The sequence below is a fragment of the Methanospirillum hungatei genome (genome assembly GCF_020216685.1).
Lineage (GTDB): Archaea > Halobacteriota > Methanomicrobia > Methanomicrobiales > Methanospirillaceae > Methanospirillum > Methanospirillum hungatei_B.
Genome location: NZ_JAIWNS010000096.1, coordinates 1 through 11,320 on the forward strand (window position 1 = coordinate 1; position 11,320 = coordinate 11,320).

General features: G+C 42.9%; 9 protein-coding genes and 1 CRISPR repeat array. All 9 genes read left to right on the forward strand.

Translation table 11 applies throughout. The features are described 5' to 3' along the window. The coding region (gene cas6 / locus LDL35_RS05750) for a CRISPR system precrRNA processing endoribonuclease RAMP protein Cas6 (RefSeq protein ID WP_304020330.1) at nucleotides 1-387 on the forward strand (387 nt) is incomplete at its 5' end. After that, on the forward strand, nucleotides 377-3,619 hold the full coding sequence (gene cas10d, locus LDL35_RS05755; protein WP_304020331.1) for a type I-D CRISPR-associated protein Cas10d/Csc3: 3,243 nt from the start codon (nucleotides 377-379) through the stop codon (nucleotides 3,617-3,619). The genes cas6 and cas10d, both read left to right, overlap by 11 nt. A gap of 2 nt (nucleotides 3,620-3,621) precedes the next feature. Further along, nucleotides 3,622-4,629 carry a type I-D CRISPR-associated protein Cas7/Csc2 gene (gene cas7d, locus LDL35_RS05760; protein WP_304020333.1) on the forward strand — a complete coding sequence of 336 codons (1,008 nt, stop codon included), beginning with the start codon at nucleotides 3,622-3,624 and terminating at the stop codon, nucleotides 4,627-4,629. 17 nt (nucleotides 4,630-4,646) lie between these two features. Continuing rightward, nucleotides 4,647-5,381, forward strand: coding sequence for a type I-D CRISPR-associated protein Cas5/Csc1 (gene cas5d, locus LDL35_RS05765; RefSeq protein WP_304020335.1), 735 nt, complete (start codon nucleotides 4,647-4,649; stop codon nucleotides 5,379-5,381). Beyond that, on the forward strand, nucleotides 5,378-7,456 hold the full coding sequence (gene cas3, locus LDL35_RS05770) for a type I-D CRISPR-associated helicase Cas3' (protein ID WP_304020338.1): 2,079 nt from the start codon (nucleotides 5,378-5,380) through the stop codon (nucleotides 7,454-7,456). The genes cas5d and cas3 overlap by 4 nt, the downstream gene beginning before the upstream one ends. Before the next feature lie 95 nt (nucleotides 7,457-7,551). Beyond that, nucleotides 7,552-8,316, forward strand: a complete 765-nt coding sequence (locus tag LDL35_RS05775) for an FxLYD domain-containing protein (RefSeq protein WP_304020339.1) — start codon at nucleotides 7,552-7,554, stop codon at nucleotides 8,314-8,316. Nucleotides 8,317-8,334: 18 nt separating this feature from the next. Next, nucleotides 8,335-8,916, forward strand: a complete 582-nt coding sequence (gene cas4 / locus LDL35_RS05780; protein ID WP_304020341.1) for a CRISPR-associated protein Cas4 — start codon at nucleotides 8,335-8,337, stop codon at nucleotides 8,914-8,916. Continuing rightward, nucleotides 8,906-9,949, forward strand: a complete 1,044-nt coding sequence (cas1d, locus tag LDL35_RS05785; RefSeq protein ID WP_011448839.1) for a type I-D CRISPR-associated endonuclease Cas1d — start codon at nucleotides 8,906-8,908, stop codon at nucleotides 9,947-9,949. Before cas4 ends, cas1d begins: the two co-directional genes overlap by 11 nt. A gap of 4 nt (nucleotides 9,950-9,953) precedes the next feature. Next, a complete protein-coding gene (cas2, locus tag LDL35_RS05790; protein ID WP_304020344.1) occupies nucleotides 9,954-10,223 on the forward strand; it encodes a CRISPR-associated endonuclease Cas2 in 270 nt (89 codons plus the stop codon). Nucleotides 10,224-10,340: 117 nt separating this feature from the next. Next, nucleotides 10,341-11,319: a CRISPR direct-repeat array (repeat unit 31 nt; unit sequence GTCACAACGGAAAAGAAAACCCGATAGGGAT). Nucleotide 11,320 lies beyond the last annotated feature (1 nt).

Sequence of the window (11,320 nt, forward strand, 5' to 3'; positions counted from 1 at the left end):
ACCGAGATGTTTCCAAATCGTATTGCTGTATTTTTTTCCATCCTCTCAAAATATAATCAGGTTTGTCCTGAAGAATTGCGTCTCTCTCTAAATCGCGATGACTTTGGGAGATACCTCCTGGAATCTCCTCATCCCCAGACATACAGGACTCACTCTGTCTTAACGAATACCATATATGATACAAAAAAACAGCATCACCGTCCTATTTTTAAACAAGGATTTACCGGAACATGCCACTATAGTTTCACCAGTGATGCTCCCGCAGCAATTCAAAACGCCTCTCTTATTCTTGCCTATTTTGCAGAATATTGTGGTGTTGGATCAAGTGTATCACGGGGATGTGGTCAGGTAACCGTATCTGTAGTAGAGGAATCCTATGAGAACTAAAAAAATTACATCGGTATTTTCCCATGACATGTTGTTTGGGGAAGGGCACGACGATCATGGAGATATTCAGGATGATTATGATCTGCTCCTGTATGAATATTTTAAGACGATCGACCATCCGCTTCGAACTTCAAAATATGCTTATATGCCGGCAAAGAGTGTTGAATTCGGCAAGACCGACCAGCCAATGATAAATCATGTCCGGAATGGAATTCAGGCACTCATTGAACTGAACAAAACGCTTCTTCAAAGTGGTTCTTCACATTATCTCCCTGTCTTAAAATTGCGGGAGGTAATCGCCCTCTTTTCCATTCATGATCTTCATAAAACGATCGGAAAAGACTGGAGAGAGCAGTTTGATCTGGATGAAGATGAGGTGATGAGTTTTGCACATGCCATTCAGGCTGATATTTTTGCTCCAGCACTTACGCCAAACGATTTTCTCTCCGTTGCTGTTGCAACACACCCGACGCAGGGATTTCATGGTGATCTGTCACAATCATTTATACAATATAAAACGTGGGTTTTGCTTGCGGATATTTTTGCAAGTCTTGAAATGCCAGTTGTTACAGAGGGAATGAAGAAACATATAGCCTTTATAGATGCGGGAAAGACCTTTTATTATCATACATTTTCTGAATCAATTGGCCTGCTTTCCAACCTTGTACATGCTGCAGTGTCAGAGTGGGCAAAACAATATGCACTCTTCCCACTGTTGTTTTTTGAAAAGGGAGTAATCTACCTGGGGGATAAAAATTGTAGTCTTGAATTTACTAAATCAGGTCAGATTGAAGAGATCTATCAGGAACTTAAGAAAAAGATCCAGTCCTCTCATGAATCACTGTCAAGAGCGGAGACGCTTCAGAAATATATCCAGGTACAAGGTTCAAAAGGTCTTTTTTCAGTTGAAGAGTCTTTTTTCTTTTATTCAGGTATTCACACCGTCATAAAAGCATTTCTCGCTGCTGCAGTGATGACTAGTGAAAAGGATAATTCCGGAAATTTTGAGATAGATACTTCTACTCCTTCTCTGACTCTCAATAAATCAGATCTTGAGATGCAGTATCCTCCTGCTGAAGTGATTGATGTCCCAGCTCACTTCATCAAAAGTATATCAGTTAACGGAAATGTCATCCCTGTATCAGATGTCAGGATTATCTGCCATGGTGAAGAGAGAAAAGCAAAGAAGTATACTCTCGTGCCGGATTCTGTCTTTGTTGGAGAAGAAGAGGTTTTTGGGCTGATTACCATTACTGGAATCGGGCTCATGCCAAGTATGGTAGGATATCGTTCTCACATCCTTTCCGATTTTGGTGTTGACATCGGTTGGGATGAGTCAATCATCCCTCTTGCACGAGCAGTATCAGGAATAAGAAAAGATATAATAACAGAACTAATCAAATCCGGCTCTCTTCCGACCGATGATCCACTGCTTGAGACGTGCAGGTTGTTTCAGATCAATGAAGACCTTACTCAAAAGATGGTTACGTATGCATTGGAGCATCGGGGTCAGGATCACCATTCTGTAGGGGGTTTTTGGAATTATTCGTATGCTATTGCACGTGATCTGCTTGACCGGGAGGTTAACGGGATAGCGTTCTCACAGATTGCATCAATTCAAGAGAAGATTTCTTATCTGAATGCCCTGGTTGATGAGTATCTTTCTACTATTTCTCAAGAGAAGCTGGAAAAGTTTGAGTCTGCTATCCTCTATCCCTACAAAGAAAAACTTCTGGTATGGCTCTGTGAGAATCTGAGTATCAATGGATCGATGCTCTATGGCTCGTTCGAGAATAAAACCAATAAGTTTCAGGCATATTGTAAGGGGAGTGGCATCTGTCGTCTGACCAATGATACACCTTATGATAAAGAACGGAAGACGACCTCAATGGATGTGAGTATGCTCAAATACAGTTTCTCAAACCGGGTTCCCATCGGTTCAAGTGAGCCGAGTCTATATGTATCAGTTCCTGTCCAGATTGAACTGGGACTTCGATCCATCGGTCATGGAATTCGGAAAGGTTCTGATAAAATATACTTCAGACTTATTCCTGATTATCATTTCAGTCATACAACAGCCAGTATCTTTAGTCAGTTTGCAAATTATTTTGATGGCGATTCTGGAACGAGAATACTTGATTTAGCCAGGGAATTTTTAAGAGAGGGCCTACCTTCCGAGGATTCAATAGTCGGGCTTTTAATTGCTGAAACCGGCAGGAAAAACATCTGTCAATATGCAGGGCTCGGCTTTTCTTATCAGAATTCCACGTTTGATTTTGTTTTTAACAAAAAAAGAAATGGAGATGGAGAGTATTGGTTTTTTGCGTCGTATCTTGCATTAATTCTGGCGTATGTTACCGGTTGCAGGGTTATAGCCGGTGAAAACCCGATCTGTATGACCAGTGGTGATGAGTTCTCAGAGTTTGTTCTGCTGGAGGCCCCTCATGTAGCAATTAAAAGAATTTTTTCAGACAGAATCAGATTGTCAGATCTTAAAAAGACACTCTTGACAGCATCCCTGATCATCTCTATGGGATATGAGATTCGAATGGATGATGCAGCTTTTGTCCGATTTTTACAGACATTCCGAAATCATCCGTTCCCAGGGAGTACGTTATTGAAACAGATCAGGCGGGTATACGAGCAGGATAAAAAGAAAGGTGGTATGGGTGGTTTTGTTAATAGCGCCAGAGGCTGGCGAAAAGTGGATGGAGAGATTATCAGATCAGAGTATCCTGGCTTTATTTTCCAGGCCGTGAAACTTGACACCTTTGGAGAAGACCCTATGGCAGTAGCATCAATTCATGAACTTGCCCGTCTTGGGCTTAGTGTAGCGATTCCCAGGAATTATGAACCCCATAAAGTGGAGAAACTATTTCGGGAATCTGTTAAAGCAATTCTTGGAAAGAGGGGATCTCAGTATCCCCGTGAGGATTATGTGGACGCAGTAAGTGGGAGACTATTAAAAATGATAAAGCGTGCTGGAGATGATCAGTTCTCACGAACTCAGGGACTATATAACTTTAGTCTGGTTGTATCATATGCAGAGTATTTCGTGGATCATATCTTCTATCAGTTAGCTTCAGGCGACCCTGGAAAACTAAAGCGTGCTGCAAATGATCTTGCTGATGGATTCTATTCAGCCACTCTGCAGCTAAGGGAAGAGTACTATGAATCACGAAGAGAGACATCCGAATCAGAACAAGATGTGACATCAGAACAGGAGAACTAATTATGGCAGATAAAGCAATCCAGTCATTTTATGAGAGTATTAAACCCTATACTCTGGAAAAGCCGGAGAGAAAACCAAAACAGAATTATGTCAGTATTCTTATCCTTCGCGAGCTGCAGAGTGCTGCACGGTTCACAACCGATGGAACTGAAGCAAACTCATCCATCATTCGGATTGGAGATGAGGAAGTAACCGTCGGTAAACTTTTTGGGAGAAAACAGGTTGCGAGTGACAGGCGGATAGCAAAAGCATTACAACGGGATCTGATCGCTGAAAAGATGAACTCCTTTTACAAGAAAGGTGGTTGGAGTGGGTGCTCGATGGAAGTGACGAAGATGTGTCAGAAATGCCCTGAATGTGCACTGTTTGGGAGTGCTGCATCAGAAGGGGAGATGAGTGTCACATCTCGGGTCATGTATGATGAAGCCTATACCATTCGAGGTATTAATTCAGTAGTAGAAGAGTTCTTTCAGAATGCTCCGGGTGATGATTATGCAAAGAAAGCAACATCAGGGATCCGTGAACCTGATTTCTTTAAGGAAGGGACGTTATTTCCCTGTGTGGTCACATTACGTGATGTAACCTGTGAAGAGGTCTTGTTCTTCCTCAACATTACCGACAGAAATACCCGGTATGGTGCGACCGGGACACGGTTTGGTAAGACGAGAAACCATATTCTTGGGGTTTTTGCCTCAAATCGTGAAGGCCCTTCAAGTCTTGAAATTTCACGGGGTATCGCATTACGACTTGCCGGAGGTGATGAAGTACATCTGCCTGATTCAGAATCGTTAAAGAGGGTCTTAGAACTTGACAGTCTGCCCCTTCATGATGTGAAAAAGAGTGCTCTGGAAGCGTATCAATACCTATTGAAGATGCATAGGATAGCCGGGATTGAACTTGGAGAGTCAGAGGTGGCTGATCTTCTTGACGCAATGAAGGATGATGCAGTCATAAAAGAAATTCTGATCACTCAGATTGATAAAATATCTGATTTCCTTGCGGATCAATAACGGGTCCGGAGTGGCGTATGAACAACCAGTCTTCAGTCAGAGCGTTTGAAGGGGTTCTTGAGATGATGAGCGAACTCTTCTTCGCCTCTCTTGAACCGGGGAATAACTATACAACCAGACCCCTTATACTGAATACTGCTCTGTATTATGCTCTCGGGTACTGTAGTGGCAGATATGTGAATGTTCCAGTAAAGAAAGGTTCTGCAAAACAAAATCCTACCTATGTTGAAGATACGACATCTTTTTACTCAAATCTCTATGTTTCTCCTGCAAAACCAGTAAACAACATCAGATTTGCGAGTGAGATTACCAATGCGAGAAGTGATGAGTATATTCAATACAACACCTATGAAAAGCAGATGAATTCTCCAACCGGGAAATATGGGGTGCGGAAACAGATCCTTCCTGGTGGAAAATTTGTCTTCTTTGTCCTCTCCTTTGATGGGAATGAACCTGATCTTCCGGCATATATCAGACTTGGTAAGAAGCGGAGTAAAGCCTCTGTTATCTGGTCAGAATGTCCTGTCACGAGAAAAAAGGGGTCATATATACTGAATCATCCGGTACTGGTTGATGATCTGACTCAGATTCCCTCTCGTGATATTTCGTTTAAACGAATGCAGCCATTTGATGTGATTGAACGGGGTGGTTTTGAGGGAGAATACATTCAGATACAGAGAGGGGGAAAAGAGAAGAAGGAAGATGTTGTTTTTCCAGCTTCTATCAGGTTTTTACAAAGGATTCGTTCATGATAATTGAAGGGTTATCCATTCCGAGGTATGATGCAGAGCCACTGCGGGAACCATTTCTCCCGTATGGTCACCAAATTACGACTCGTGCGGTCATGAAAGAGAAGGACAACTTTTTTCTGTTTATTACGGCTCCAACCGGTGCAGGAAAGACTGAATCGTGGGTTGTCCCGGCACTCACCGGGGGGGATAAAGGCGTTGTTTTTGCATTATATCCGACAAATGCTCTTGCTCTGGATCAGTACAAGACAATTTCATCCTTACGTGATATCCTCGCTCCTTCCCGTCAGGTTGAGTTTTTGGATTCTGAACGGTTAGCGACCTTACGGTATGAGTATCCGGTCAGAGTATCGAAAGGTGAGGTGATTACGCACATTCTTCAGAGGATGTCTGCACAGGGTGGGGGTATTATTGTAACCAATCCGGATATCTTTGTCCTTGCGTTAAAGAATGTGTTTATTGATCCCTATGTTGAGAGTGCGGTCAGGACCTGTGTCAGTTCCGTGATCTTTGATGAATTTCATCTCTATGATCTGAAACAGACTGATTTCCTCCTCTTCCTCTTTGATGATCTGATCTCGTCAGAGCATTGCTCTATTCGGAAATTTGTCTTCCTCTCTGCTACTCCATCAGAGGGAATGATAGAGAAGATCAGGGACGTGATTGGTGGGGATCTTATCATTGCAGATGAATTTTGTGATGAGAAGGTGGTTGATCAGCGGCTTATTCTTCCTCCGGTTGAGATGTTCTTTCTCCCGGCTAAGAAGTTCTCGTCAGGGGAGATATTTCTCTCTCGCTTCTCTGAATTTGAGCCGTTTTTATCCGGTGTTCGCACTGGAATTATCTTTGACAGTGCTATCGAGGTTGCTGTTGTCAGTGAGTTTTTACGGACCAACACGTCCTACCGGGTCTGTGAGCAGAGCGGGTTTAGAAAGGACTCAATGGATGAACCATTTGATATTCTCGTAGGAAATAAAGCGGTTGAAGTAGGGATTGATTTTAAAGGTGATTATTCAATTCAGCACCTTATCTTCTCTGCCTTCTCTGTGAGCGAATTTCTTCAGCGGTTTGGAAGACTTCGAAACCCTGACCCTGAAATTTTGTATCGGGCTATCTGCTTTGCTCCAGAGTCTGTCTGTTCATATTTCTCTCAATATGAATCGATTTCGAGGAGTCAACTCAAGGATGGACTGGAACGGACGATGCGGGATTCACGGGTCTACACGAGTTTTCGGTGGAGATGGGGATTTTTGGAGGCATGGGAGTATATCTGTCACCGGGCCTATGGTTACCTGGCTTCAGATATTATTCAGTGTCGGGAGAAGAAGGGTTTTCTCTCTAAAACCGGCGGTATGACTACGAAAACCCGTGAAGAATACCTGGTTGAATCTGCCAATCGGATGTACCAGCATTATTTTTCTGATATTTCTCTGGATCCTCGCTCCATCTCCCCGTTTCTCATTCCTCTTGATAAGGCAAAGGATTCAGTTCTGGATATTATGGCCGAACTGAGCCCGTTTCGAGGAGGGGGCTTTTCGGTTGTGATCTATTATGAGCCCTCCGGAAAGATTCAGCAGTATGATCTCTTCTTTCTGCTCCGGTGGACCGAGATTGAATTTCTCAGATGTGAGGCGTTTGTGAAAAAAGTGCCTGAAGATCTCCGGTCCTCAATTAAGAATTATGAGACCGGGACCATTGGATTTGCCTATGTCACGGGTATGCGTACAAAGCCCCGTTCTGTCAGATTGGAAGGAAAGGTGTTAGATCAGATCTGTCTTCCTGAGGAGAGACGTATCCCTTGCAAGGAGAGGGGTCTGTTTCCTGTGGTAAAGGATGATGACAAGAGACCGATTCCGGGTCTTTCGCTTATTGAGCGGGAACTCATGGTAAAAGGAGTCTTCTGCCGGTATCTTGATCTGTCAGCGTATCAATCTAGAAAATACTATGAATTGGGTGATTACGCCTCTTTAATCCCATATAAAGATGGGAGTCTTGCAATTGGTCAGGATGCATTCATAGCAGACTGTGCTGTAGCGGAGAGTCTTTCTTATGAGAGATTTCTCCCTTCAATTCTGTAATTTTTTAGAAAACCCATTAGGAATTGATTTAACCTTCATCCAGGCTTTGGTTTGCCGGGATACTGCAGAAAACGCTTCAGCGTGTGGTGATTGAAATGAGTAAAGGTATTATTTTAATCTGGGTTTTCATTCTCATTGCAGCTATTGCTCTGTGTGGATGTACTGATGTACCGACAGGAAACCGGTATGATGGGATGTCATTGCAGGAGATCCGATCTGTTGCTATCAGTCCAGGATATGATTCGGTCTTTCGCGGAATAGAGCAGTACAGGGGTAAGGTCATTCACATAACCGGTCAGGTCATACAGGCACAGTCTGATGGTGAGGGGTATGTTCTTCGGGTGGCGACTATTCCAACATATTTCGGACTGTATACCGACGGTGTTTACTGGGTAAATTACGATGGTTCTCAAGGCCGGGTGAGGGAGTCTGATCTCGTTGATATGTATGGAGAAGTGATCGGGCTTCGAACATATGAGACCGTTTTAGGCAGTTCTATGACTATCCCCGAACTTCGGTCATTGCATCTCTCATCCAGAGCAAAACCGACCCCGACTCCGACGTTGAATCCAGACGATTACCTCATTCTGAAAATGGATTCTCTTCGCGATGAAGGTGATTATGTCAAGCATAATGTAGCACGGGGAACGATTCAGAATACGGCAAAAGCAAATCTGGCCTATGGGTCTGTTCAGGTGTCGTTCTATGAAAGCGAGAATGGACCGGTTATTGCTACCTCCTCGGATCATGTCTCAAATCTTGGTCCTGGTGAGATATTTGAGTATAAAGTGGTGAATTATAAAGATGCAGAACGGGTCTCGTATGCACGTGCAAAGATTGTAAATGCCAGGTTTGATTGAATCCTGAAAGGAGAATGCATGGTACTTATGGCCCGGTGGATTGATGACATGATCAATGTGTCTGATATCAACCAATTTTTATACTGCCCGAGGAGGCTTTTTTACCTGCAGTTTTACCAGACGCAAGGAGTTAATGAGTTCCTTGTTGATGGGAGGAGAAAGCATCAGAGACAGGGGAGGAGAGGAGGTTATGTATTTGAACTCTATCTCAGTTCTGAGCGTCTTGGATTGCATGGTAAAATTGATCTCATCGATGAGTCTGATGGGATGAAACCTATTGAACGAAAGCGCGGGGACAGGTATTTTGAGAATGATGTTATCCAGTTATGTGCATATGGGCTGCTTCTTGAGGAGTATCTTGGGAAACCTGTTGATACCGGGATTTTGTATTTATTTGGTACGAACCGGAGGGCCGAGATTGCTCTGACTGATTCAATAAAACAGAAGACTATCAGTGTCATTGAGGATATCAGGTCAATGACCCCTGATTCAATCCCTGGGTTTATTGATAATCCGAAAAAATGTACTAAATGTAGTGTACAACTCTATTGTCTGCCGTATGAATCTCATGTTCTTGAAGGAGGGGAAGATGAATATTGAGAATGAGGTCCATATAGAGAATGCTTCTGAATCAAAACGAGAACCCAAACCTCCTGAAGGGCTTTTGGAAGATGATACAATTTATATAACTACCCCCTATGGGAAGATATCTCTGGATGGAGGAAGGATTCAGGTTAAGGATTCTGATGGAGAGATTGTGGCCTCATTTCCTTTGGAAAAAGTGTGCACAATGAATGTTTTTGGTTCTGCCAGTGTATCTACTCCTCTTCTTAAGCACTGTTCTGACAAAGAAGTTGTGATCAATTATTTTACCAATTTTGGCAAGTATTTCGGTTCATTTGTCCCTTCCAGGAATACCATTGCTCTCGTGAGGAGACATCAGGCAGGGATTACAAAAGAGAAGTCTCTTGCTATCTGTCGTGAGATTATTCATGCCAAATTACAGAATTCATGTGTTTTTCTTGCAAGGAAGAGGGTTGAAGTTCCTTCTTTGCTGAAAGAATTACGGGACAGATCCCTCCATGCGGTTTCTGTTGATTCTCTTCGGGGGATTGAAGGAGAGGCTGCAAGTATCTATTTTCCGATGCTCTCTTCGAGCCTTCCCGATGAGTGGAGATCTGATAAACGGACAAGAAGGCCTCCCCGTGATGAACTGAATGCTCTGCTCTCTCTTACGTATACGATGGTGAATACTGAGGTTATCAGTGCTCTTCGTCAGTACAATCTTGATCCTTTTATAGGGGTTATGCATGTTGACCGGCATGGAAAGCCAGCATTAGCACTTGATCTTCTTGAAGAGTTCAGACCGGTTTTTTGCGATGCGTTTGTTGCACGGCTGATTAATAAACGGATGATTACAAAGGATGACTTTACCCAAGGGTCGCGTCTGAATGATACGGCTTTTAAGAAATATCTGGGGTTTTATCATGATTTCATGGAGGAGTCATTAAAGCATCCTCGTTTTAAGTATTCTGTCTCAAGAAAGAAGGCTATTCAAATTCAGGCAATTATTTTCCGAAAAGCAATTTGTGGTGAGCTGAAAGGGTATTACCCGTTTATTTATGCCAGGTGATTGCATGGTTCGGTTGGTTATTACCTATGATATCAGGAAGGATAAGATTAGAAATAAGTTATTTCGCCTTTTAGAGAAGTATGGAGCATGGAAACAGTATAGTGTGTTTGAGCTTGAGATAAATCCGGTCCACAAGGTTGAGCTTTTTCATAGTATTGCCGATCTTATTGAAGATACTGACAGAGTCAGGATATACGATTTATGTGAACGATGTCAGGGAAAGATTACAGAGTTAGGAGAAGTATCTCCTGATAAGATGCAGGTTGTGATATGATCTCTTTCTTTTCATGACAGGATATAAGGTGATGGGATGATAATGATCCATGATCAACTCCTCTTTTTTCCAGAACGATAAGGAGTTATATGATAAAAACAGACAAATATTGTGGCGGTCACAACGGAAAAGAAAACCCGATAGGGATTGAAATCCTCATTGTATGCTCCGAGAAGTCTGGATCTGAGGGTCACAACGGAAAAGAAAACCCGATAGGGATTGAAATTTGAGTGCCCTGAGTTCTGCGAGAGTTGACAAACTGGTCACAACGGAAAAGAAAACCCGATAGGGATTGAAATGCAGGTGCCATAGGAGACATATTCGGGCTTATTGGGTCACAACGGAAAAGAAAACCCGATAGGGATTGAAATTATGATCCTGATGGGTCCGAGGATGGTGGTCAGGAACGTCACAACGGAAAAGAAAACCCGATAGGGATTGAAATCAAACCAGATTGGCAGCACCTGGACCGAATCCAAAGTCACAACGGAAAAGAAAACCCGATAGGGATTGAAATATTTTGGAACCGCAAAAACCCCAGCATTTGGGTGTCGTCACAACGGAAAAGAAAACCCGATAGGGATTGAAATACAAATACCATGCGTAGTCATACCCTGTCAAAACGGTCACAACGGAAAAGAAAACCCGATAGGGATTGAAATTTATGCCGGGTTTCATGCGGCGCTGAACACAGTCTCGTCACAACGGAAAAGAAAACCCGATAGGGATTGAAATTCGAGTATCTCAACACCGACCAGAACTACTTTTCAGGTCACAACGGAAAAGAAAACCCGATAGGGATTGAAATTCATACGGCTGGTATATCGCAAACCGACCATTACGACGTCACAACGGAAAAGAAAACCCGATAGGGATTGAAATCATGGCTGAATAGGAAGAGTCGTTCACAACTCTTGCAAGTCACAACGGAAAAGAAAACCCGATAGGGATTGAAATTGATGCGATTGATGAGGTTGATTTTCCGTTCAGAGAGTCACAACGGAAAAGAAAACCCGATAGGGATTGAAATTTTGGAGTGAAACGATGACAGAACTCTACCAATACGTCACAACGGAAAAGAAAACCCGATAGGGATT

Excerpts from the sequence above, each read along its gene's own strand:
- cas1d (WP_011448839.1), top strand. The coding sequence starts at position 8,906 with ATGAATATTGAGAATGAGGTCCATATAGAGAATGCTTCTGAATCAAAA.
- cas2 (WP_304020344.1), top strand. The coding sequence starts at position 9,954 with ATGGTTCGGTTGGTTATTACCTATGATATCAGGAAGGATAAGATTAGA.
- LDL35_RS05775 (WP_304020339.1), top strand. The coding sequence starts at position 7,552 with ATGAGTAAAGGTATTATTTTAATCTGGGTTTTCATTCTCATTGCAGCT.
- cas4 (WP_304020341.1), top strand. The coding sequence starts at position 8,335 with ATGGTACTTATGGCCCGGTGGATTGATGACATGATCAATGTGTCTGAT.
- cas10d (WP_304020331.1), top strand. The coding sequence starts at position 377 with ATGAGAACTAAAAAAATTACATCGGTATTTTCCCATGACATGTTGTTT.
- cas3 (WP_304020338.1), top strand. The coding sequence starts at position 5,378 with ATGATAATTGAAGGGTTATCCATTCCGAGGTATGATGCAGAGCCACTG.
- cas5d (WP_304020335.1), top strand. The coding sequence starts at position 4,647 with ATGAACAACCAGTCTTCAGTCAGAGCGTTTGAAGGGGTTCTTGAGATG.
- cas7d (WP_304020333.1), top strand. The coding sequence starts at position 3,622 with ATGGCAGATAAAGCAATCCAGTCATTTTATGAGAGTATTAAACCCTAT.